22 protein-coding genes and 1 pseudogene are annotated in these 22501 nt (G+C 41.4%); 7 read left to right on the forward strand and 16 right to left on the reverse strand.

Going from position 1 to position 22501, the window contains the following annotated elements; all coding sequences use genetic code 11:
* Window positions 1–99 precede the first annotated feature (99 nt).
* Complete coding sequence (locus SCALIN_RS10975) at window positions 100–948, reverse strand: UbiA family prenyltransferase (protein WP_096894541.1); 849 nt, start codon at window positions 946–948, stop codon at window positions 100–102.
* Between the two features lie 33 nt (window positions 949–981).
* Window positions 982–2247 (reverse strand): OmpA family protein, encoded by a 1266-nt coding sequence (locus SCALIN_RS10980; protein ID WP_162532265.1) that lies wholly within the window; start codon window positions 2245–2247, stop codon window positions 982–984.
* 562 nt (window positions 2248–2809) lie between these two features.
* Between SCALIN_RS10980 and SCALIN_RS10985 the strand changes: the two genes are divergently transcribed.
* A complete protein-coding gene (locus SCALIN_RS10985) occupies window positions 2810–3310 on the forward strand; it encodes a peptidylprolyl isomerase (protein ID WP_096894543.1) in 501 nt (166 codons plus the stop codon).
* A 171-nt stretch (window positions 3311–3481) separates the two neighbouring features.
* Here the strand turns inward: SCALIN_RS10985 and SCALIN_RS10990 are convergent, their stop codons facing one another.
* From SCALIN_RS10990 to SCALIN_RS11005, 4 genes are all read right to left on the reverse strand, one after another.
* The gene (locus SCALIN_RS10990) at window positions 3482–6637 is read right to left on the reverse strand and encodes an efflux RND transporter permease subunit (protein WP_096894544.1); all 3156 of its coding nucleotides are present in this window, start codon (window positions 6635–6637) and stop codon (window positions 3482–3484) included.
* Window positions 6634–7713: an efflux RND transporter periplasmic adaptor subunit gene (locus SCALIN_RS10995; RefSeq protein ID WP_096894545.1), complete on the reverse strand. Its 1080-nt coding sequence runs from the start codon at window positions 7711–7713 to the stop codon at window positions 6634–6636. Before SCALIN_RS10995 ends, SCALIN_RS10990 begins: the two co-directional genes overlap by 4 nt.
* Before the next feature lie 167 nt (window positions 7714–7880).
* Window positions 7881–8267 carry a type II toxin-antitoxin system VapC family toxin gene (locus SCALIN_RS11000; RefSeq protein WP_096894546.1) on the reverse strand — a complete coding sequence of 129 codons (387 nt, stop codon included), beginning with the start codon at window positions 8265–8267 and terminating at the stop codon, window positions 7881–7883.
* 2 nt (window positions 8268–8269) lie between these two features.
* The gene (locus SCALIN_RS11005; protein WP_096894547.1) at window positions 8270–8527 is read right to left on the reverse strand and encodes a hypothetical protein; all 258 of its coding nucleotides are present in this window, start codon (window positions 8525–8527) and stop codon (window positions 8270–8272) included.
* 128 nt (window positions 8528–8655) lie between these two features.
* Here SCALIN_RS11005 and mfd point away from each other — a divergent pair, with 128 nt between their 5' ends.
* Entirely contained in the window at window positions 8656–12075 is a 3420-nt protein-coding gene (gene mfd / locus SCALIN_RS11010) for a transcription-repair coupling factor (RefSeq protein WP_096894548.1), read from the forward strand.
* 605 nt (window positions 12076–12680) lie between these two features.
* Here the strand turns inward: mfd and SCALIN_RS11015 are convergent.
* Window positions 12681–13862, reverse strand: a complete 1182-nt coding sequence (locus tag SCALIN_RS11015; protein ID WP_096894549.1) for a PKD domain-containing protein — start codon at window positions 13860–13862, stop codon at window positions 12681–12683.
* Window positions 13863–14418: 556 nt separating this feature from the next.
* On the opposite strand from SCALIN_RS11015, the gene SCALIN_RS11020 reads away from it, so the two are divergent.
* On the forward strand, window positions 14419–15702 hold the full coding sequence (locus tag SCALIN_RS11020) for a DEAD/DEAH box helicase (RefSeq protein ID WP_096894550.1): 1284 nt from the start codon (window positions 14419–14421) through the stop codon (window positions 15700–15702).
* A 92-nt stretch (window positions 15703–15794) separates the two neighbouring features.
* On the opposite strand, the pseudogene SCALIN_RS23930 reads toward SCALIN_RS11020, so the two are convergent.
* The 8 genes and pseudogenes from SCALIN_RS23930 to SCALIN_RS11055 all read right to left on the reverse strand — a co-directional run.
* Window positions 15795–15911, reverse strand: a pseudogene (locus SCALIN_RS23930) (YaiI/YqxD family protein); the annotation flags it as partial.
* A gap of 236 nt (window positions 15912–16147) precedes the next feature.
* Window positions 16148–16453 (reverse strand): group II intron maturase-specific domain-containing protein, encoded by a 306-nt coding sequence (locus SCALIN_RS22695; RefSeq protein WP_203415436.1) that lies wholly within the window; start codon window positions 16451–16453, stop codon window positions 16148–16150.
* A gap of 11 nt (window positions 16454–16464) precedes the next feature.
* Window positions 16465–17019: a reverse transcriptase domain-containing protein gene (locus SCALIN_RS22700; RefSeq protein WP_203415437.1), complete on the reverse strand. Its 555-nt coding sequence runs from the start codon at window positions 17017–17019 to the stop codon at window positions 16465–16467.
* A gap of 1022 nt (window positions 17020–18041) precedes the next feature.
* Entirely contained in the window at window positions 18042–18341 is a 300-nt protein-coding gene (locus tag SCALIN_RS11040; RefSeq protein WP_096894552.1) for a DUF2442 domain-containing protein, read from the reverse strand.
* On the reverse strand, window positions 18322–18432 hold the full coding sequence (locus tag SCALIN_RS23935; RefSeq protein ID WP_203415438.1) for a hypothetical protein: 111 nt from the start codon (window positions 18430–18432) through the stop codon (window positions 18322–18324). The genes SCALIN_RS11040 and SCALIN_RS23935 overlap by 20 nt, the downstream gene beginning before the upstream one ends.
* An 11-nt stretch (window positions 18433–18443) precedes the next feature.
* Window positions 18444–18563: a DUF4160 domain-containing protein gene (locus tag SCALIN_RS23940; RefSeq protein WP_203415439.1), complete on the reverse strand. Its 120-nt coding sequence runs from the start codon at window positions 18561–18563 to the stop codon at window positions 18444–18446.
* Between the two features lie 332 nt (window positions 18564–18895).
* Window positions 18896–19084: a type II toxin-antitoxin system RelE family toxin gene (locus SCALIN_RS23945; RefSeq protein WP_096894553.1), complete on the reverse strand. Its 189-nt coding sequence runs from the start codon at window positions 19082–19084 to the stop codon at window positions 18896–18898.
* Between the two features lie 709 nt (window positions 19085–19793).
* The gene (locus SCALIN_RS11055; protein WP_096894554.1) at window positions 19794–19979 is read right to left on the reverse strand and encodes a hypothetical protein; all 186 of its coding nucleotides are present in this window, start codon (window positions 19977–19979) and stop codon (window positions 19794–19796) included.
* A 251-nt stretch (window positions 19980–20230) separates the two neighbouring features.
* Here SCALIN_RS11055 and SCALIN_RS11060 point away from each other — a divergent pair, with 251 nt between their 5' ends.
* On the forward strand, window positions 20231–20455 hold the full coding sequence (locus SCALIN_RS11060; RefSeq protein WP_096894555.1) for a DUF4258 domain-containing protein: 225 nt from the start codon (window positions 20231–20233) through the stop codon (window positions 20453–20455).
* A 9-nt stretch (window positions 20456–20464) separates the two neighbouring features.
* On the forward strand, window positions 20465–20686 hold the full coding sequence (locus SCALIN_RS11065) for a DUF2283 domain-containing protein (protein ID WP_096894556.1): 222 nt from the start codon (window positions 20465–20467) through the stop codon (window positions 20684–20686).
* A 150-nt stretch (window positions 20687–20836) separates the two neighbouring features.
* Here SCALIN_RS11065 and SCALIN_RS22715 read toward each other — a convergent pair whose 3' ends face one another.
* Complete coding sequence (locus SCALIN_RS22715; protein ID WP_203415440.1) at window positions 20837–21007, reverse strand: hypothetical protein; 171 nt, start codon at window positions 21005–21007, stop codon at window positions 20837–20839.
* A 228-nt stretch (window positions 21008–21235) separates the two neighbouring features.
* On the opposite strand from SCALIN_RS22715, the gene SCALIN_RS11075 reads away from it, so the two are divergent.
* Together SCALIN_RS11075 and SCALIN_RS23950 are read left to right on the forward strand one after the other, a co-directional pair.
* The gene (locus SCALIN_RS11075; protein ID WP_096894557.1) at window positions 21236–21475 is read left to right on the forward strand and encodes a CopG family transcriptional regulator; all 240 of its coding nucleotides are present in this window, start codon (window positions 21236–21238) and stop codon (window positions 21473–21475) included.
* Window positions 21476–21611: 136 nt separating this feature from the next.
* Entirely contained in the window at window positions 21612–21749 is a 138-nt protein-coding gene (locus SCALIN_RS23950; protein ID WP_420885427.1) for a type II toxin-antitoxin system RelE family toxin, read from the forward strand.
* The last annotated feature ends 752 nt before the right edge of the window (window positions 21750–22501 follow it).

Here is a 22501-nt window from a genome sequence, read left to right on the forward strand (position 1 = left end):
ACATAGTAATAAAGGTAACACATTGTGTCAATGCAGTTTATAAAATGGATTGAACAAACAAGATACTCATGCAGATAATAAAGATTTGATTTTTCCCCTTTATGATAAAATCGAAAAAATTACTATAATGGTGATATCTGTAGCCACCCATGCCCATAGCGCACGATACATTCCCTTTTTTTGGGGATAGAGACTTCCTTGTGCTATCCATGGAATCAGTATGATTAACCAGAAGGATAAGGGAATAATGAGAATATAAAACCTGATGTGTTCTATAAAAAGGACAACCCCAAAAATCGTAAAAGCACAGATCAGGCAAACGAATGAAAGTTTGATTGATCTATCAATGCCCAGGACTACAGCAAGAGTTTTGTCCCCCTTGTCCCGATCTTCATCAAACTGATATATCTGTGTTAAAGGGTAAAGAGACCCGAACAGAAATATATAACCTGTACAGATAAGGATGATAACAAGATTTATTTGTCCGAACACACATGCCCAGCCTGCATATGTTGTAAAGGCACCGTAACCCATAACGCAAATGAATATATCACTTCCGGCCCTTGCCTTTAACCTGACCGGTGGACATGAGTACGCAATGCTCATAAAAAAACATATCCAGAATACCGTGGCAAATTGGAATGAAACAGAGAACGAGATAATACCGCCGGTGACCATGAAAAGCAGACCAAATAACCAGAGACCATCCGGAACAGGTGGTGGTGAATCGAGATAACCGATATCTCCTGTGTCATTATCAAAGGCGCTGTTAAAGGCGAGACTTCCGCCATTCAACATGACGGCCCATACAAATGCTCCAATTAATAGAGAAAGTATATTACCTGACCATTCCGAAGGCGGTAATGCAATTAAATAACCGACAGTCATATGACCTGCTACTATCGGCCAGGAGCGAGGCCTTAAATGCAAAAAGTAATCTTTTACCATTGTGCTTTTAGAATAATCCAGTACACAAGTAAACTATTTCACCGGTATCAACTCAGCCCTTCTGTTCAAGGCCCGTCCCTCTTTTGTATCGTTAGTGGCTATCGGCTTTGACAATCCTAATCCAACTGAAGTGATTCGTGATTTTCCAATGCCTTTTTTGATCAGATAATCCTTTATTGCCTTTGCCCTCTTTCTCGACAGTTCCAGATTGTATTTCGCGGAACCGATATTATCTGTATGCCCCTCCACTCTGATCTTTAAGTGTGGAGCCCTTTTCAGAATATTAATAATATTATCGAGATTAGTATTAAACTGCGGTTTTACATCCCACTTTTTATAATCAAATTTTACCCCTTTGACGACCCAGCAACCACGATTATCAACAATAGCACCTCTTGGAGTACCCGGGCATCTGTCTTTATCATCGGCAACACCATCTCCATCACTATCCACGGCGCACCCAAAAGCATTAACTTTAATTCCGGGAGGTGTGTCTGGACATTTATCTGCATCATCGGGAACACCATCTCCGTCACTGTCCCTCGCAAGAAATACCTTTCTTATAAAATCGGCCATCTCTTCGTTTGTTGCAATCTCTTCAGCCGTTACCGAGAAACCACATCTCATTTCTGAAGCGAGTTTTTCCATAAATTCCCTGCTTTCTGTCTTACTTCCCACCCAAATCGTGTAGAGACATGTTCTGTCTCCAAATTGGTTTTTCAGGGTCTTAACTTTAATGAGTGGCTCATCTTTCAGCTTTTCTCCGTCACTTATAAGAATTACGGCACTCTTGCCCCTTGTAGAACCTAAAATTTCACTTGTAGCTCCAATAGCAAGACCCGCAGGACTATGTCCACCGGGAGATATTATGCTTTGTAAAGCATACTCCAAATCGGGTTTGGAATGTGTAGTCGGCCCGTATACCGCCTCAGTAAGTTTCCCCTTATCCAGATAACCATAACCAAATCTCTGAAGGGTCCCTTGAATCTTCATCTGAGGTAGAGCGTTGTTCATTCGACTGATAATATCTTTCGCGATCGTAAACCTGGAATATCGCCCGCCAATCTTATCTTTGTAAACAGAACTCATAGATGACGACGAATCCAGAATTATAATAAAACTGTCAACCTTAGGTACATACCCTGCTATTTGAAGTCCTTGAGTCTGAGATTGAGGAGGCAATGTGTCCATACTCAGAAAGTTTAAACTTTTGAAGTCCAAACTTTTAAATTGAAAACATCCGGTTTGTAACGAAACAAATATTGCTAAACACGCAAATAGTAACAGTTTTCTTTTCATTGAGTACTCCATTAAAAAGATTATAGAAGAACTTTATAGAAGTGTAAGTAATACGGTCAACTCTTCCTTGTGCAATTTGCCAACTAATAGGATTGTAAAGATTTATTCAAAAAGATCAAGCCTGCTTATATCCTCTTCTCTCTAAATTCTATATTCTCTATGCTCGTTGACAACAGAACATCCTCTCCTTTCATACTTCGGCACTCAGACAATTACCAGGAAAACAGTTCAGTCAAGAATTACATTTTATTTTCTCACGATGAATGGTATAAAGAACTGTATAAAAAACATAAACCATAGACAAATTGTTCTGTACAAGACAAAATTGAATTTTTGTATGTAACTACCAAACAGATTGACAAAACTTATAGATTCATAATCACCCCTCATTCTCAAGGAGGGTATTAAAGCCATCGGCGCTTATTGTCCGAGGAAAATCCTCGGTGTTTTCTGTTCCACGAAGAATGTGGAAATGACAACTTTTTGACGACAGATGAAATAATTACAATAACCTAATCGAACACCACTGATTAATATTATTACAAAAAGGAGAAGAATTATTATGGAACCGGTAAATGTATTTCTTGACATAGAAACTGATGGTGAAGAGCTGGGACGTATAGAGATTGAATTACACGTGGATATTGCTCCTAAGACAGCCGAAAATTTTCGTGCTCTGTGTACAGGCGAAAAGGGGTTTGGATATAAGGATAGTACGTTCCACAGGATTATTCCCGATTTTATGATACAGGGAGGTGATTTTACGAACCATAACGGGACAGGCGGCAAGTCGATCTACGGTTCAAAATTTGATGATGAGAACTTTGAACTTAAACACACCGAACCGGGGCTTTTGTCAATGGCAAACGCGGGTCCCAACACAAACAGTTCGCAATTTTTTATCACCACTGTGGTAACCCCCTGGCTTGACGACAAGCACGTTGTTTTTGGAAAGGTGACCGATGGCATGGAGGTAGTCAAAAAGATAGAGGCTTTGGGGTCGCAAATGGGCGAACCTTCGAAACAGGTCACCATTTGTAACTGTGGTGAGTTAAAAGACTAAATAAGTGCCTGAAGTGTAAATTGCACTAAAGTTAAAGAGATAGTACGTATTAAGATAACAGTGACATGCTCCCCTCTTTCGGAAGAACCAAAGCGAGAATCCTGTCGAAAGAGAGGAGCGTCATCAGACAGTGAATTCAATAGTACCGATTTTTCATTTCTACAAGTAATTTTATTCTGATTTAAATTTCAACAAACGCCTTGTCAGGTTGCTTATTACCGGAGCGGTTTTTTCTCTCCACATCAGGGCAGCGGGAGTAACGACAAGCGTCAGGACAGTTGAAAAGCTGAGACCGGAAACAATCGCTGTTGAGAGCTGGACCCACCATTGTGTTGAAGGTGCGCCAATACTGGTTTTACGTGATATAAAATCAATATTTAACTGAAGGACCATAGGCATCAGACCGATGACCGTTGTAATCGTCGTCAACAAGACAGGCCGAAGACGCTGCGCTCCCGTGCGAAGAATAATTTCACGAATATCCATAGTGTCGCCATATTGACGACGCAGATGATCAAATGTATCGATCAGCACGATATTGTTGTTCACGATAATCCCGGCAAGAGCAATTACCCCAACTCCAGTCATGACAATGCCGAATGGTTGACCGGTAACCATTAAACCGATCATCACTCCAATAGTAGACATGATTACCGCCGTCAGAATTAAAAAGGCACTGTAAAAACTGTTAAACTGCGTAACCAGGATTATTGCCATCAAAAACAGAGCAACGATAAAAGCTTTTGTCAGAAAAGATTGTGAATTACGCTGGTCTTCGTCCTGTCCTTTAAATGTGATCTCTACTTCCGGATCAAGCTTGTCAAGATTTTTGTTCAGCCATCCTTTTATCTGCTCAACCTTTGCGTTAATATTTATATCAGGCGGCAAGTCAGCCTTTACCGTCACAATCCGTCTCTGATCAGAACGATATATCACACCTACAGCAGGCTTTGCGGAACGGTTAACAAAACTGCTGATCGGGACTGACCCGCCAGCACTTTCAATGCGCACATTGTCCAACTGATCCAGTGTCCGATCCCCTCTGCCATGACGGATTACAATATCAATCTCATCATCACTTTCATTTGGCCTGTATTCAGCTACTTTCAATCCGTTGGTTACCATGCGGATATAGTTGCCGATTGTAGTTATATCCATCCCGAATTTTGATGCCTGTGCCCTGTCAACCTCCAGCTCCCATTCGATACCGGGAATAGGTCTTGTGTCTTCTATATCCCGAAAACCACCCAACTCCTCCAGCACATCCTGGATTTGCACTGTCGCCGGTCCCAGCTTTTCCGGAAAACGAGAAGCGATTTGAATCTCTACTGCCTTACCCGCAGCAGGGCCTTCCTCCTGCTCACGGGTCTCAATAAAAATGCCGGCCAGATTTCCGGCTTTTTCTCTAATTTCATTTAATATTTCACTTGCCGGTCTGCGCGTATTCCAATCGGTAAACTCAATCTGGATCTGCCCGATTGAGTCCTCCGGTAAATCTGTCCCCTTCTGTTTTGATGTTCCAATCCTAGAGTACATGGTTTCAATTCCATCAATTTCAAGAATTATGTCTTCCACATCTTTTACCAATTTATCCTGTTCGTAAATAGAGAGGTTGCCTCTGGCATGGACCAGAACGGATGCAAAATCCGGCTCAATACTTGGAAAGAATTCAACACCTTTTCCTAATTTCATGTAAGTAAATTGAACACCAATCAACAACGCCAGAGCCAGAAGAAGTACTCGTCCGGGACGTTTTATCGCAACTTCTAACACGGAAAGATACCATCCTGTGAAGCCGGTAATTGTCTTCATGTCTCCATCTTCCGAAGCGGTAAGCATCTGCATCATTTTAGGATCGCCGGCCGCACCGGGTTTCCCATACAAAGCGCCCAGTGTCGGAACAAAGATCAGCGCCATGAGCATGGATGATGCCAGGACCGCTATCAGGGTAATCGGCAGATATTTCATAAACTCACCAACTGTATCCGGCCAGAACAGAAGAGGCGCGAATGCTGCCAATGTCGTTGCTGTTGAAGATATGATCGGCCAGGCCATACGCCTTGCCGCTTCACCATAAGCCTTCTCTCTTGCGACCCCTTCCGACAGTTTCCGGTCAGCATATTCGGTGACAACGATGGCGCCATCGACCAACATACCAATTGAAAGGGTAAGGGTAAAAAGTACAACAATGTTGACCGTCAGGCCCATTATATAGATAACAAAAATACCAGTGAGAAATGCGCCGGGAATAGCAATTCCCACAAGTGTTGCAGTACGGACACCAAGCGCAAAGACGACTACTATCATTACAAGAATAATGGCGCTGATCACGTTGTTCTGCAAATCAAGCAGCATTGTTTTAATCTGCTCAGACCCGTCCTGTGTGAAAGATACTTCTATGCCTTGAGGCCAGAATACTCTCTCCGCCGCGACTATCTTGCGCACAGCTTTTACCGTATCGATAATATTCTCACCGGAACGTTTAACCACCTCTATCGCAATAGCCCGCTCTCCACGAAGACGCGCGATACTGTCAGGGTCTTTAAAAGTCCGGCGAATCTCTGCAATATCACGAACCTTAATAACGGAATCTTCTTTCACACGTAAAGGCATGTTCATAACATCGTGGACAGTTTCAAAAAGCCCCGGTACTTTAATTGCAAAACGTCCGGCCCCGGTATCCAGATTACCCGCGGCAACAAGACGATTGGACACCTTAAATAGATTCAGGATATCGCTGCCATTCAACGCGTAGCTCTCAAGTAACTCCGGATTTACGATGACTTCAACAAGTTCTTCTCTGTCACCGGCAATATTCACATCCAGCACAGAGGAGATTGTCTCTATCCTGTCCTGTAAATTCTGTGCCAATTTTAACAGTGTCCGTTCCGGTACCTTGCCAGAGAGGGTGACAACCAGAACCGGGAACAGACTGAAATTCACCTCAGTAACGCTCGGTTCCTCAACATCATCCGGTAATTCTGGCCGGGCCTGGTCCACGGCTTTCTGTACGTCATCAAGAGCTGTGTCCTTGTCAAACCCCGCCTGAAATTCCAACAGAACAAAACCCCCACCCTGATACGCAGTAGACTTCATCTCCTTTACACCTTCAATAGTGGCCAGCTCCTGCTCCATCGGCCGCAGTAATAACCGTTCGGAATCATCCGGAGATATACCTTCCAGAGACATGGAGATATATATTTGTGGAATATCAATATCTGGTGAGGACTCTTTAGCGATATCAACATAAGCATACGTTCCGGCAATAAGCAGTAATATCAGTATCGAAAGGACAGTCCGGCTGTGATGAATAGCAGCATTAATCATAACAAGCCATCTCCATCCGCCACTATCGGCTGGACAGTCTGACCGTGGGAGACAAATTCCTGTCCCACCGTTATTAGCCTTACATTATCAGGAAGCCCGAGGATCCACATATAATCCGAGGTATCTGACAGAACCGTCACAGGAATGAATTGTGCTTTATTTTGATCATCCACAATCTTTACTCCAACCTGACCTGCATCATTCAGTGATAGAACTGATGGTGAGATTTTGTGTGCCTTCTTTTCTTTTAACGAAATCCTGACTTTTGCCGTCAAGCCGTCCTTAATTGAATAATCAGGATTAGGTGTTGTGATTTCAACGCGGAATGTTCTTGTCTCCGGATCTGCGACAGGAGCAATATAGCTTACTTCTCCCATGACAGTTTCACCATTTAAAAATTCTGCCAAAGCTTTTTGACCCAGACTGACACTGGAGATATTGCGTTCCGAAACAGAGACTACCAGTTCAATCGGGTCCATATCCACAATCGTAAATATCGGATCAGCAACCGAAACATAATCACCTACCTCAACCACCTGATCGTAGATCAAACCTTTAAAAGGCGCTTGTATTTTAGTGTTTTCCTGCGCAATGACGGCCTTTGTCAATACAGCACGTGCTGTTTCCAGATCAGCAAGAGACTGTGCTAATGTAACTTTTGAATTAAATCCCTTATCTTCTAATGACCTGGCCGCGTCATATTCAATCTGCCTTTGTGCAAATCGTTGCTTTGCTTCTATAACTTTAGCTTCACGGTCACTCATTTCAATTCTTGCAATGATTTCATGTTCTTCAACACTGGCTCCTTTTTCTTTCAGGAGCACCTGAATCTGGCCTTTGATTTTGGCCTTAATTGCAACAGTACGCGCCGCATTTGTACGTCCTGTTACAACAATATCATTTGCATACGACTGTGACACGATATCTCGAACTCGAACTTCTGCAACCTTTGTGATCGTTGTACCAGCCGCAGATCCTTTGACGTTTCCACCAGCTCCTGAGAAAAAAATACCGGACAAAATCCAAATCAGCGCAACTATAGATATACTGGCTGCTATATATTTTGAAGACTTCATATTCTTATTCCTTAGTTGTTATTATACGGTAATGAGCGCTTATCAAGCAAAACTTGTCGCACCCCGGGAAAGGGAAGACAAAAGCCAGCAGACTCGATTCCCGCAGAAAGAATACGGGAATAGCTGCAGACAATAAAATTAAATGCACGCAAAAGCCTGACTGGAAACTATTGATGATAGCCAGGGCTTTCTAAGTTTAATTTTTTCATTGGATAGTGTTTTAAATTTTTAGTGGCCAGGACTGCATTTTCTGCTAATGCTGTAGCAGCTATCAAACAATTATCTAATTCCAGCTTTTGCGACTTTGTATCTCTCTTAAATTCTCCTGCAATTCTGGCTATCTCTTCTGATATGGGAATTGAAAAAAGACCGTCAAGGAGTGTTGTCGTTTTTTTCTCTTCAGTTTTTCTCATACCGGCATATATCTCAGCAATTGTAATAACAGAACAACAAAGAGTAGCATCTTTAGACAGTATAGATAAATAGTTTCTGGCCCCTTCTATACCTCTAAGAAAATCAATAAGTATATCAGAATCTATCAGAAACTTTTTCATCCTCAGGCCTTTCCTGCCCTGCTTGATTTTCTTATCCGCCTTATATACTTGTCAGTTCCCTCCGCCAGCTCAGGGTGGCACTCGCTCTTCCATGCACCAAAGCTCTCTTTCATGGCTTTTTTTAGTTTTATACTTTTTAACTCTTTCTTTAATGCTTCGGCAACCACTTTACTTTGCTCCATTCGGGGAACATTCTTTTTCAAGTCTTCAAGTAATTCTTTCGGTAAGAGGAAGTTTGCCTGTTTCGTCAATACTTTCATAAATATATCTCCTTAAAACCTTAGAACCTATAGTGTTAGAATATATCCTATATTAATTCCTATGTCAATCTGTTCTTTTATTCTTCCCAACTCTTGCTCACAATTGAAAAGGTAAGTATAATTTCTTTGTGAAAGATTTACTCAAACTTATTCATAAAGACGAGAAGTACAGACAGGTATCTGCTGACCTCGCATCAGGCAAGGATTGTCACGTTCAGGGATTATGGGGATCTTCAGCCGCTTTTCTTATAGCTGGCCTTACAAGCGACAGAAGCCTTTCCGGAAAAAGAGAAATCCTCTTTATAACTTCCAGCATTGAGGAGGCAGAAGAAGCCTTTGAGGATTTAAGCATTTTTCTTCATGAAAGCCCTGTTTTTTTCCCTGTCTCAGAGGATGCTATCTCTGTTGAGTCATTACCTGACGCTAACACTTATGTTCAGCAAATAAATGTTTTATATCAACTGCTGTCAGAAAATAGTAAATCTACCAACAGAATTATCATAACCCCAATCCAGTCGCTCTTACAACATGTACCTTCACCGGAAGTGATAGAGAAAAATATACTCACAATCAAGATTGGTCAGGAATACAAACAGGAATATATTGTAGAGTGGTTGATTAAAGGCGGTTTTGAGCGGACGGGTATTGTTGAATTACCAGGAGAGTTCAGCTTGAGGGGTGGAATAATCGATATTTTTCCATTTGCTTCCTTGAAGGAGTTCGAACAGGGCAATGATATTACGGCTGATGGTGTGGCGGGTGAAATGCCTTATCGCATAGAGTTCTTTGGAGACGAAATTGACTCTATCCGTAAGTTTAACACAGAGACGCAATTATCAGCAATGAGAGTTAATGAATGTAAAATACTTAGTGTACAAACTGAGCAGATCAATGCGCTTACTCATCCGGAATCCAACGTCACTCTACGAGAAGGGTCAGGTAAACAAAAAGGCAAGCACAGCTCTCTTATTGATTATATGCCGGAAGGCTCATGGATTATTTTTAAGGAATATGAAAATATAGATAGCAAGGCAGAGCACATAAACAGTAACTTACAATCTCATGATAAGATTTTTTCTTTCAATCGTATTATAAAATCATGTAAAGATTTCAGGAAAATATGTCTTTCCAGGTTAACACTTAAACGAGAAAATACATTTTCATTTAATATAAAAGCCTTGGACAATTTTGACCATGATGTCGATAACTCAATTCAAAAGATCGGAAAAATCAGGGACTCTTACAATCATGCCATAATCTTTTGTGGTAATCAGGCCGAAGAACAGAGGCTAAGTGAACTCCTGTCATCAGACAGTAATTCCAAACCGGTCTCCCACAAGACAAAATTAAATAGAACTCGAAAAACTGCAGGTAAACGTTCTCCTTCCAATCATATAGAATTTAAGATCGGGCATCTCAACCACGGTTTTTTATTTGAAGACATCTCAACTGCCTTTCTTACACATCATGAAATATTCCTTCGCTACCGGCTGAGAAGAGAGCCAGAGAATATAATGCCATCAAAGGCCATCGACTCCTTTCTTGATCTGGCCAAAGGAGACCTGGTAGTACACGCAAGCCACGGCATAGCAAGATTCCTGGGTATGCAAATGCTTAATAGCGATAATGATACCGGTAGTTGCGGTGAATTCCTGGCTCTTGAGTTTGCTGAAAAAGCTAAGGTCTATGTTCCAGCCACAAAGATCGAATTGGTGCAGAAATATATATCCGGTTCCGAACGCAAACCAAAGCTGAGTAAATTGGGCAACCGGACATGGGAAAGAAAAAAGCAGATAGCAAAAGCAGCCGTTCAGGACATGGCAACCGAACTCATATCCATGCAGGCAGTCAGGGAGGCAAAACGTGGTATCGCCTACCCAAAAGACTCCGAATGGCAAAGAAAGTTTGAGTCGGAATTTATATTTCAAGAGACGAAGGACCAACTCCAGGTTGCCAGGGACATTAAGAACGACATGGAATCATCAAAACCGATGGATAGGCTTGTTTGTGGAGATGTTGGGTATGGAAAAACAGAGATTGCAATAAGGGCGGCATTTAAAACGGTAATGTATGGAAAGCAGGTAGCGGTGCTGGTGCCAACAACCTTATTGGCCCAGCAGCATTACAGGACATTTATTGAAAGGATGGCAGACTATCCAGTTAATATTAATGTGTTAAGCCGATTCAAAACCCGTAAAGAACAAAAGCAGATACTGGAGGGTTTAAAAGAGGGGAAGGTAGACATTGTTATTGGCACACACAGGTTGGTCCAGAAAGATGTCACCTTCAAGGATATCGGATTGGTAGTCATAGATGAAGAGCAGAGGTTTGGTGTCGCGCATAAGGAGAAACTGAAGAAACTGAGAGAATCAGTTGACGTGCTTACGTTAACGGCAACTCCAATCCCACGTACGCTGCATCTGTCTCTTCTGGGTATAAGGGATATTTCGTCTTTGAACACACCTCCACAGTCCAGACAGGCAATAAGGACAAGTTTATTACGTTTCAATCCTGAGGTAATCAGGAACGCGATACTCCATGAATTGAACCGTGACGGACAAGTGTACTTTGTTCACAATCGTGTAAGAAACATAAACCGTATCGCGGATACTATCGGGAAGATAGTCCCGGAAGCAAGTATTACTGTTGCCCACGGACAAATGCCTGAAGGAGAACTGGAGAAGAGAACAGCTGGTTTTATTAACGGAAGATCAGATATCCTTGTATCAACTACAATAATAGAATCCGGGCTGGACATCCCAAATGTCAATACGATATTTATTAACGAAGCAGACCATTTTGGTCTGGCAGACCTGCATCAATTGCGCGGCAGGGTAGGACGGTACAAACACAGCGCTTATGCTTATCTCCTATTGCCAAAGCATAGACCGGTCACACCGGAAGCGGAAAAGAGATTAAAGGCTATTATTGACTTCTCTGAACTTGGCGCGGGCTTTAAGATTGCGATGCGAGATCTTGAGATCAGAGGAACAGGAAATATTTTAGGCATAGAACAACATGGGCACATTGCCGCAGTAGGTTATGAGATGTTTTGCAGGCTTCTCGAAATTGTGATTCGTAACGCAAAGAATGAGCCGGTACCGGACCAGAATGATGTACACATAAACTTAAACCTGGATTCATACCTGCCAGACAACTATATCCCTGATATGAAGCTTAAAATAGAGATGTACAGGAAGATTAATCGCCTTTCAACCCGACGTGAGATAGAAGAGATGGAGAAAGAGCTTGCTGATAGATTCGGCCCAATACCTGAATATGTTAAAAACCTGTTATTGGAGGGTGAGATAAGAGTTGCGGCACAAGCTTCTCATATCTGTTCACTCATACGAATAAACCGAAAAATTATCTTTCAAGTAGGAAATTTGAAAAAAGCAGAAACACTCTTAAAGAAAGCAAAAAAAATGGTAAAAGTAGTGTCCAGTAACGAACTACATCTTACGCTCCCTGGGAAGAGAATGTCACCTTATGATACAGCAGATTTCATAAAAAATCTGTTAAGCTCTGAAGCCAAGCTTGATCCTTAGCCTGACTTTTGCAATTCGAGGTATTTTGACGATCTAAGCCCTTATAAACCCCCAAAAAAAACCGAAAAGTCTACACTACAACAGGTTTCAGGGCGTTTTTACTCTTTTTTTAAAATTGGAGCCGTTATTTACAAGTACTTACGTTTTTATAAAAATTAAAAATTTCTTAAATTCAGGGGTGAATTGCGAAAGTCTGGTTAGTTTCAGAAATATGCTTAATACTGCAAGCCCATTCCGATAGGATGTTGTCTGAATACCAGGATACACAGGGATATTACAGGTGAGATGTCGTTTGGGGTGAGGTAGATTAGAATATCTTTTCCCTCGTATTAGTAATAAACAAAAAAGGCCTTCTCGCATCTCTCTTAACTGATACAAGAATGCCTTTTGATTGGTACATCTACTAGTATTAACGTTACTTTTGATAACCAGTCGAATTTGCTACGTTAGACATGATTGTTTTTTTCATCTTCAGTTATAAGTCCTTGTTTAAGAAACTATTTGCTCTTTTCGAAACACCTGTACATTGCAAACGTTCTTCCCGCTATAACACTCTATGGGGTCAGGCCATCCAGGGCACTAGTTAAAAGGTTGTACACCTCAATCTATGCTGCGCTGCTGGTGACCCAGTCCCGGCCCTTTCCATTACCGTCTGGCTCCCCTCTCAGAGCACAGCCATCAGTACGAGCAAGCGCCTTCTCAATTTTATTGATTGCCTTTGCAGTATCGTCCTCTTGGAGGGCAACCATGGCTTGTGTGAGAAAGTTTCCAAACGCATTCTGATTACCGGTGTTCGTAACCTCACTAAGACTCTCATCCAAAACAGATACGATCTCGTCTGCTGCCACAATCTGTATCTCCGCAAAATCGTCAGCAGTGGTTGCTGTAATTTCAACGGCATCCGAGGTTCCCGGACCTATGAAGTCGCTAACTACCAACGTGACCTCGTAAACACCTTCGAGGTCTGGCGTAATGATGGGAGACTCCGTGGTGGCATTACTGAGCACGGCAGTGCTTCCAACTGGTGCGGAGGTAATTGTCCAGTCAAACGTCAGAGTGTTCGCCTCAGGATCCGAACTGTTCGATCCATCAAGGTGGACAGCGAATCCTGTAATAGTCAACTGGTCTACCCCTCCGTCTGCTGTTGGAGCAAGGTTGTCGGTGCTTATTTCAACTTCGTCCGAGATGCTCGAAAGGGCACCCGTATCGGCGACTATCAAGCCTACAACGTAGGTACCCTCAAGATCAGCAACAAAAATGGGAGCGGCGGTGTCTTCACCGGTGAGAGCGGCGACACTACCCACCGGCTTTGAACTAAAGCTCCAATTATAGGCCAAGTCCATAGACATCGTGTTGTCATCGAACGAGTTGCTGCCGTCCAGGAGAATTGTATCACCGGCACGAGCCGCCTGGTCGGAACCGCCTACCGCAACTGGTGGCGTGTTAGTGGACGAAGATGAAAAGGTCATCACAAAAAATGCATCGTTTCCAATTGTTCCACCTTCATCATTGGTCCAATTGTTTGTTTTTAGTAAGCTGAATTGCTCAGAAGTGCCATTGAAACTGTTAATATGAACAAAGTTACCACCTGTGAAGTCCGTATTGTTAGAAAAACTACTCCCCCAATGGAGTAGCGCTATTCGGAAAGGTCCCCCAGTTGCAGTATGAGCTGCACATGATTGGTCTCTGTCGATTACACCACCATCAATATCATGGCAGTGGTCAGCTGTTGTAAAAAAGGCAACATATTGTTTTCCTGGAATTAAGGAGACTCCTCCGGTGAGCATTGTAATAGCGCTCCAACCAAAAAGACAAAAAAATCTTATTCATATTTATCCTTCCGTAATTTTCTTTTTAAATATTTTAGTATCATTCTAGTCTTAAAACATTATGATTATACATAAACTAGAAAATTTAATGGGTCTATCTGGATTGTTTTCTAAATATTGAAACGCACAATGTGTTGATATATAATAATATTAATATTACTTTTTGCGTTCAAATCAGATAAGGTGATTAATGTGTGTCAATAGTAACAAAAGCTAAATATAGGACTATTATTACGCCAATGACATTAAGTGTGGATAGCAAATTAACATGCCGAAAGGTCTTGCAGGGCAACAAGATACATTAGAATACTTTTATCTCACGGGTTGTCAAGTAATATTTTTTTGTTTTAAACCAAAATAGAAATGTCCGGTTTTTTGAAGGCTCATGGTGTCACCCGATTCAACACCTGCCATATCCTGGATATTTTTAAGTCATGTATTAAGTATATTTTTTTAAATTATTGCCTGGTAATCGGCCACTTTGACGCTGGTTGGGCAGATCATAGAATAATGTATGTCATTTGAAAATTTGGGCCTTCGTCCGGAAATACTGACCGGAGTTAAATTTCAGGGCTATGTAGAGCCGACGCCTATTCAGCGGCAGGCTATTCCGGTTATTATTCAGGGACGTGATATACTTGCCGGAGCACAGACGGGTACAGGAAAAACTGCAGCCTTCACATTGCCGCTTCTCCATATTTTAAGCACTCAGGGCCATCGAGGCGGTCATCGCCCGCGAGCCCTCGTTTTGGCACCGACTCGTGAACTGGCGGCTCAGGTCGGTGAAAGTATCGAGGCTTACGGGTGGGGGCTGCACATACGTTCAGCTGTTATTTTCGGAGGTGTCGGCATTAATCCTCAGATAAAACAACTGCGCCGTGGCGTTAACATTGTCATTGGCACTCCGGGACGTCTTCTTGATCTTGCTGGCCAGAAAGTTCTCAATCTTTCATGTATTGAAGTACTGATTCTTGATGAGGCGGATCGTATGCTGGATATGGGTTTTATTCACGATATCCGCAAAATTATTCATATGGTACCGAAAAAGCGGCAAACTCTGTTTTTTTCCGCGACTTACTCGAGAGAGATCAAGGCGTTGGCAGATACCATTCTCTATAGGCCAAAGTTGGTTGAAGTGGCAGGTCAAAATGCGGCTGCAGAAACCGTTGATCAATCTGTTTTCCACGTGTCAAAGTCCCGCAAATGTGAATTATTGTCTCACCTTATTACAGAAGGTGATTGGAATCAGGTGCTGGTATTCACCAAGACTAAGCACGGTGCTAATCGTCTTGCACGGCAGTTGGGAAAGAACGGTATAATGGCGGCTGCCATTCACGGCAACAAAAGCCAGTCAGCGCGGACACTTGCTCTGGCGGAATTCAAAGCATGTAACGTTCGTGTTCTGGTGGCAACGGATATTGCCTCTCGAGGTCTGGATATCGATCGACTTCCGCACGTCGTGAATTACGATATGCCGAATGTCGCGGAGGATTACGTCCATCGTATCGGCCGCACCGGTCGTGCCGGCAGCACAGGAGAGTCAATTTCACTGGTTATGGACGAAGAGGTAAAGCTATTGCGTGCTATTGAACGCCTGATTAAAAAGGCGATTCCTGTTAAACATATCGAAGGCTTTTCTGGATCGGTGAAAGCTCCGGCTAAGGACAAAACTGCTGGTGTTGAAGCTCACAGGCACCGTCGACGTGGCGGTAATAAAGGTGCCTTCCGGGGTGGCAAGCCCCATAAGTCTAAAGGCAATAGTAGTGGTGGGGGACGTAGAAGAGTTCCTAAGGGATGAACCCTTTTCCGTAAGTTGTCTTATTTAAGCCATGTAAACTATCCTGACATGTGCGCGGGTACTTTTCGCGAACATTCTTAATCCCGCCAGTCTCAGTTAGGTTTGAACGGATACTTACGACGGATTGTTTGAATTACTTCATCGAGCTGTTGAAGAAAACGTGATCGATCACACTTCTTTAGCGGAGGAGGCCCGCCCGTTAGTCTTCCTGCGTCACGAAGTACTGATAACCGATCTCAGTTCGCAACGGCCTGCCTGATGTTATTCTCCGTGAACGGCTAACGGTGTCACGCATTAGTCCCTCACAGGTAGGGTCGAGAACTGGCGCGGTACAATGCCCGCTTCCAATTCCCGCCACGTCAAACGCAGCATGCGGTTTTCCCGCACTACGCTTTCCTATTAACTTCTTCTAACGGCTTATAGACCTATCGATCTGGCAGCACTTTCAAACTTGGTATCGTTCAATTCTATAGTTACTGAATAACTTCAGAGTATTATATAGCCAATTTCTACTCCACCTGTTCCAGCCGAAACCACCTCGTTTTCTAGCACGCATAAGATTTCTACGGATTTTCTTTTCCACCCAGTCTTTAACATATCCAAAGCACCTGCTGGAATTTCCAATCCGAAAGTAATTTACCCATCCACGTAACATAGGATTAATTATTTGTATAATCCGATCTACTGGCTGTGAATTAAAACGACGAAACACCTCCTTGAGTTCTCCAAGAAAGGCAGTTCGAGCTTTCATTCTCGGGGTGACTAGCACACCTTATTAAGAAGAATATGATGACGAACATTATCAAAATAGGCACTTAGATCTATATCGATAATTTTGGTCTTCGCCTTGACTACTGCTTCCGCTACACGGTTAACAGCCGAATGAGCATGTCTTTTAGGACGATAACCATACGACCCCTCTTGAAAATCAGCTTCATAAATAGCTTCCAAGATCAACTTGAGAGACCCTTGAACCACCCGATCCTTTATAGAAGATATCCCTAAAACCCTGACGTTGTCTTTGCCTTTGGGCATTTCCTTCCTGCGGTTTCGTAGTGGCTTGTAGGTACTTGAGACCAGCTCATTTCGTATCTGCTTGATAAAGTCATCAATTCCACCCTCTTCGACATCTTCAAATGTTACACCATCAATTCCAGGCGCTCCGTTGTTTCGTTTTGCCATATGATAGGCTTCATGAAGTGTATCAAACCTACAGACATGGACATACAGTCCCCAAAAACGACATGTCTTGTCAGCCTTCGCCTTTAAATATATCTTCCGCCTCAGTTCCTGTAACCCAATGGGCTCCTTTATCATAAAACCCTTACCTCACAATATTGTTGGAAGAATGTTAACAGCAAGGTTTCTTTGCTCCACGAATGTTAATTCGCTTCACGACTACTACAAACCTATCCGCCACCTTCTCGTCTTTCGATACACTTCCTGCTGATACAGTTATAGCATCTACCTTGCTCCAAGAAATTTCTCTCTGGGACGAGGAAGGCTTCTCCAGTTGCCCTGCATGTCCTTGTTGCCGTGCTATCGCTACCACCCCGCCGGAGTGAATATTCGTGTCAGTCAGATTTCGAATATCCATGCTGTCTTCGCTCTACGGTTGCAAGCTCGACCTCCGGGGCTTCTCACTTTCGGGGCCACCTATGCGTTCACTCTCGTTACGGCCCGGCAACTCACTCACCTCTCTAAAAGAGGCTTTGTCAATGGGCTTCAGACATTTGGTTTCCCTCTTGTCTGCCATTCAAGCTACAGGGGTTCTGGCTCTTCCCCTGACAGGACTAACTCCTGCTGAACACGCCAGCCTTATCTGGACGCACAACCGTACGTGAGCTTCTCAGGTAATAGGAATCAAGATTGGAAGTATTTGGAGTTTGGTTATAGATGTGAATCGTGGGAAAAGTTTTATCGTGCAATATACACCATAAACATATATTTATAACGCTCTTATCGAAAAACATAAAGTTTATCATGTAACGGCATTATTGTATTTTATAAAAACATTTGTACTCAAAAATTAAATAGGAGGAAATATGCTTAGGAACTTTTCTCTTTTCTTTAGAATATTGGGTTGATGATAATTGGTAGTTGGAAGATTAAAGAAAATTCCAGGGGTCTTCAGTCAAGGTGAAACAATTGAAGAATTAGAGGAAAACATAAAGGACGCCTATCATATGATGATGGAAGATGAGTTTATAAACCCCAACAATGATGTAAAGATAGACAATTGTTCTCGGACGACCTGTCAAGGTTTGACCCTACATACCCCAGCTTAACAGTTGCCACTAACATGTGTCGACGATGTGGTGGAACTTATCAGTTACCTTTTATGTTTTGTTTCTTTCTGTAAGCCATTTATCAAGAGAGTTTTGGCTTTCTCCTGAACGCCGACCCGCTAATATACCTTCGATGCTAATATCTTCATCAACTTCTGGCCAATGGATCCCTTCTCCATCTCCAATCAGTTCATAATTTTCTCGTTCAATTTTACTACCGTTTAGCAATCGAGGATACCAAATGATTGGAACGGATATATTTCTCCCATCATTGAGATAAACGATAAAAGAATTTTTTTCAAAAATAACTTTTTGAGCCAGACACTCATGTTCAAGCACTAAAGTATTCATACCATTTCTCCTGAAATATTTTTTTGTTTTCTTCTATCAATTTTTGTATTTTTATAAGATCATGATCACTAAATCCCTTGGATTTTTGCAAGCGAATCGGATTTAACCAGAATTTAGCTTAGCCGTAAATCTTTCCCGTTTTACATGAATATGGGGTGGTTCTTTTGCGTCACTGGAATAAAAGTAAAAACGATAAGAACCAATTTTAGCAACAGTTGGCATTTTTCAGCTTTAAACATCACGCTTTAATAATCAGTTAAATATCCTAATCTTAGTGATCTGTCCAATAAAAAAAGCGTAACAGATCATTCTAGATTTGTCAAACTTGCCGTTAACTGGAATTATGTTGCAGAAGAGATAAATATAACCGGACAGTGGAGAAAAATTGAGAAAAAGTTTGTGGTAACTGATGGTATTGACTATAGCAGATTAAGGTTATTCGGGAATGGTATTGGGGAATTTAGATTTGACGACATTAGTTTCACAAAAGAAGGGCTAAGCTTAATTGAATAGTATCAACCGTTCTTATATATTTCTCTTCTATGACCTACTGCCTAAATTAATATCAATTCACTTTCAATTGTATAAACAACTCTCCAATCGCCTAGCCTTAGTTTAAAAGATCCCTTGAAATCACCGGACAAAGACTCAGGAGTTATGCTATCAAAATTATTAGAAAGCCATGAAACCTTTTTGAGAATACGTCTGATTATTGGTTTGTCAAGCCGTGATAAATCTTCTATTGCATCTTCCTGTCCATTCTACCTTAGCCAAATTTCTTTAGTACCTCATCATGCGAAACTTTCTTAGGAACATTCCTTAGTCTTCGTTCTAATTTTTCCTTAAAACCTTTTTCCAGGTGCAATCCTGAGTCAGGATCTCCTATTATATTAACCAAGAATGCATTAAGCCGAAAACAATTAAAATCCCTGCGTGGTATCGCATTAATTTATAATGACAAAAAATGGTATTTATATATACAAGCTTTCAGATACTCACTTATTAGTTGAGTTTTCAGACAATGAAGGGCAAGTTTATAAGCAAATACCAATACATCAAAATAATTTGCTTGTGTTGCATCAAATAACAGAAAATCTTGAGGTTGGTTAAGCATTAAAATTTGGTCTAAACAATATCGGAAAGTCTGAAACGCTGGCTGGTATCCAATTTCTCAATCCTGCTTCTCCATCCATAAACTATAACTCAAAAAAACACGCCCTCCACACTTGCCCCGCGTACCCCGTGGAATCAGCGTAACCTGTAATTTGCAACTTTAGTCACTTTAGCTCACTTTAATCTTCTTGCCCGACTAGTTTTTTGCGGGTAGTACACTTAAATGTAACTTCCACATTACATGATATATCGCACAACCATATTCAATCCTTGGTATCCTCGGCATAAGTAAGAATATAGCTATATTGAGGAATACTGTCTATACTTATAGACTCCACTTCACACTTTTTTTAGAGGAGCAACTCGTGGAGGGATAGCCGAGTGAGGTGGCGATAATATAATCGTAATGAGATTGGTAAGGAAGACATTAACCCCTGTCAATGCTTCCCCACGCCCTCGCGGGTCGTCGAGGCATGACTCGGGGTCAATGTGACTCGCTACGCCTTCATTGTAAGACCCTTTCATTCTCTACTCTCCGCCGATTTTAATCGGCGCTTTCGGTCTGACCCTACATACTTCTTCATTAGCCCTGAATTAATTTGTACAAATCATTTGACTTGTTATAATTACAACAATATTCTGTGCAAGTTGTTTTGAATGATTATATACTCATTCTTATTCTCGCTAAGTGATAATTATAGTAGATCAAAAAGAAGAAATCAGACTTTTTAAAAGCAAAATCAGCAAAATCTGTTATAGTGGAATAAAGCTGAAATATGAAAAAGATTATAAGATTTGACAGACATGCACGACGTAGAATGAAATGGAGGAGAATCCCTGAGGAGGAAGTCAAACTTATTCTCGATAAGCCTGATAAAACAGAGCAATCAATAAAGGGAAGAATAAATGTTTATAAAACAATCGGAACAAGATATCTAAAAGTTACTTTTAAAGAATTTCCTGATGAGATACTTATTATAAGTGTTGTAGATAAAAGCTAAGGAGGTAAAATGAAGATCGAATATAGCAAAGAAGCAGATGCAATCTATGTTTACTTCAAAGAGGAATTCGTGGCAAAGTCCAAAGAGATTGAAGATGGCGTTGTTATTGACTTTGATGAAAAAGGTCAATTAATAGGAATTGAGGTATTGGATGTAAGCCAGCGATACAGTCTTTCCGATATTGTTAATGTAAATATTGAAAATCTTCCCGTAGAAGCGATTAGCAAGTAAAAATTTTTCCATTTGGTGCTGGGGTTCCTATCTCCATCTTGAATACTAGCGAAAGGATCTATCCTGCTTCTCCGTCCATATGTTCTTTTCTGCATTCTACTTTCAAGGTCTGACCCTAATTTTTTTCAAAGATAAAGAATTGACCCCACATCAGACTTCATATGCAAAGATATCAACGGAAAACCTTGCAGACATTTCCCCCATTATTTCGGTAAACAAACTACGGTCTTTATCATCACGGAAAATCGCTTTCCGCTCGTTCCCTCGCGATAGAACGTGATAAAATGCACCCTCATATTCAATGCGCAATTGCCTTGTCATAGCAAGACAATATCATATCACTTTATTTATGTCAACGCGCTATTCACTTTTCAAGATGTGACACCAAGACCTGCGCAATTACTTGACTATCAGAATTTTGAAATCAGGAAGAGATTTGATCAGGCTTCCAATTGCAAAGGTGACTCCAACGATTTCTATTGCATTCTACCGTATTCTTATGTATTCTTCTTATAATAAATCTATTTAACCACTTCAGGAGGAACGTATATGTCTAAAACTGTAACTCTCAGGCTTGATGACAAGACCTATAATAAGTTTCGTGATCTTGCAAAAAGTGACAATCGACCTATCTCTAACTTCATTGAGACCGCAGTACTTCGCTTTGTTGAGAGCAACGAATTCGTTGATGAATTTGAAATAGCAGAAATCAGAAGCAATTCAAATTTGAATAACAGCATCAAGAGAGGACTTAAGGACGTGAAATCCAGACGAGGCAATCTTGTCTGATTTTCGGATTTTTGAAACAGACGAATTCCTGAAACAACTGAAAAAGATGTCTGCTCCTAATGCTGATTTTCTTCAGAAGAAGCTCAATGACTAGGTCTACCCGCAAATAAAAGACCAACCATTCTGGGGTAATAATATAAAGAAGCTACAAGGATATTCCCCGGAAACATGGAGATACCGAATCGGAAAATTCAGGCTTTTCTATGTCGTTGACAGGGAAGAATGTATTATCTACATTCTCACGATTGATTTCCGAAAAGATGCCTACAGATAGAAAGCACCAGGGACATGCAGGCAACCAGCTGTTTTACTTCGAAACACCTGTCATTTGCAAAAACCCATCTATCCTTATATTTTTGATAAAAAACCCTTCAACATATTGATGTATGTTTTTAACAACTGACTAATTTTCAATTATTTCATTGTGTTTTCATGGCGCTTGTCCTATTGAATACGATCTGTCCAACCTGCCCTGTAGTGAAACTATGTTTATCCTTCTGGGCCTGCTCCACGTACCCCGCATGCCCCGTTGAATCAAATCTTCAACTGGGGTGTAAAACGTAGCCAATTTCATTAGGAGGAACATGTACTTAATTTCACTTGGGGCTTTTTACCTGACGTGTTTTTTGGCGGGCTTGCCAGACGGTTGTTTGGCGGGTCTGCCCGACGTGTTTTCTGGCGGGTGCGTGAGAATTTCTTCAAAGATAAAGAATTGACCCCAATTATTCCGCTGTAGATGGGTAACTGAAGACTGGTGCCTGTCCAGTGCTTCTTACGATAGTGGAATCGACGGATTATAGTCGCCGTCAATAATTGCCAAAACTTTTCTCATTTATTTTGTTAGTCACTGATTTTAATCATCCAGATATTATGACTTGAAATGTATTTGATATTTGTTTTTTTGTGTTTTGTCTTTCTCTTTTATCAATTTAGCTAATCAATAATAGTCGCTGTTCCTATTAAACCCTTAAACTCTTTGAATGTTTTATTGATTTTATTTGTAGATTTTCTATACTCATAATAAAG

The organism is Candidatus Scalindua japonica (assembly GCF_002443295.1).
Taxonomy (GTDB): Bacteria; Planctomycetota; Brocadiia; order Brocadiales; family Scalinduaceae; genus Scalindua; species Scalindua japonica.

Coding starts and splice junctions, on each gene's coding strand:
- SCALIN_RS11015 (WP_096894549.1), bottom strand. CDS start 13,862: ATGCTCACCGGAGGAGTCTCCTTAATTCCAGGAAAACAATATGTTGCC.
- SCALIN_RS11055 (WP_096894554.1), bottom strand. CDS start 19,979: ATGAAAGGGTCTTACAATGAAGGCGTAGCGAGTCACATTGACCCCGAG.
- SCALIN_RS23940 (WP_203415439.1), bottom strand. CDS start 18,563: ATGCCAACTGTTGCTAAAATTGGTTCTTATCGTTTTTACTTTTATTCC.
- SCALIN_RS10990 (WP_096894544.1), bottom strand. CDS start 6,637: ATGATTAATGCTGCTATTCATCACAGCCGGACTGTCCTTTCGATACTG.
- SCALIN_RS11040 (WP_096894552.1), bottom strand. CDS start 18,341: ATGAATACTTTAGTGCTTGAACATGAGTGTCTGGCTCAAAAAGTTATT.
- SCALIN_RS22700 (WP_203415437.1), bottom strand. CDS start 17,019: ATGATAAAGGAGCCCATTGGGTTACAGGAACTGAGGCGGAAGATATAT.
- SCALIN_RS10995 (WP_096894545.1), bottom strand. CDS start 7,713: ATGAAGTCTTCAAAATATATAGCAGCCAGTATATCTATAGTTGCGCTG.
- SCALIN_RS10975 (WP_096894541.1), bottom strand. CDS start 948: ATGGTAAAAGATTACTTTTTGCATTTAAGGCCTCGCTCCTGGCCGATA.
- SCALIN_RS10985 (WP_096894543.1), top strand. CDS start 2,810: ATGGAACCGGTAAATGTATTTCTTGACATAGAAACTGATGGTGAAGAG.
- SCALIN_RS11060 (WP_096894555.1), top strand. CDS start 20,231: ATGAAAAAGATTATAAGATTTGACAGACATGCACGACGTAGAATGAAA.
- SCALIN_RS22715 (WP_203415440.1), bottom strand. CDS start 21,007: ATGACAAGGCAATTGCGCATTGAATATGAGGGTGCATTTTATCACGTT.
- SCALIN_RS11005 (WP_096894547.1), bottom strand. CDS start 8,527: ATGAAAGTATTGACGAAACAGGCAAACTTCCTCTTACCGAAAGAATTA.
- SCALIN_RS11000 (WP_096894546.1), bottom strand. CDS start 8,267: ATGAAAAAGTTTCTGATAGATTCTGATATACTTATTGATTTTCTTAGA.
- SCALIN_RS11075 (WP_096894557.1), top strand. CDS start 21,236: ATGTCTAAAACTGTAACTCTCAGGCTTGATGACAAGACCTATAATAAG.
- SCALIN_RS22695 (WP_203415436.1), bottom strand. CDS start 16,453: ATGAAAGCTCGAACTGCCTTTCTTGGAGAACTCAAGGAGGTGTTTCGT.
- SCALIN_RS11020 (WP_096894550.1), top strand. CDS start 14,419: ATGTCATTTGAAAATTTGGGCCTTCGTCCGGAAATACTGACCGGAGTT.
- SCALIN_RS10980 (WP_162532265.1), bottom strand. CDS start 2,247: ATGAAAAGAAAACTGTTACTATTTGCGTGTTTAGCAATATTTGTTTCG.
- SCALIN_RS11065 (WP_096894556.1), top strand. CDS start 20,465: ATGAAGATCGAATATAGCAAAGAAGCAGATGCAATCTATGTTTACTTC.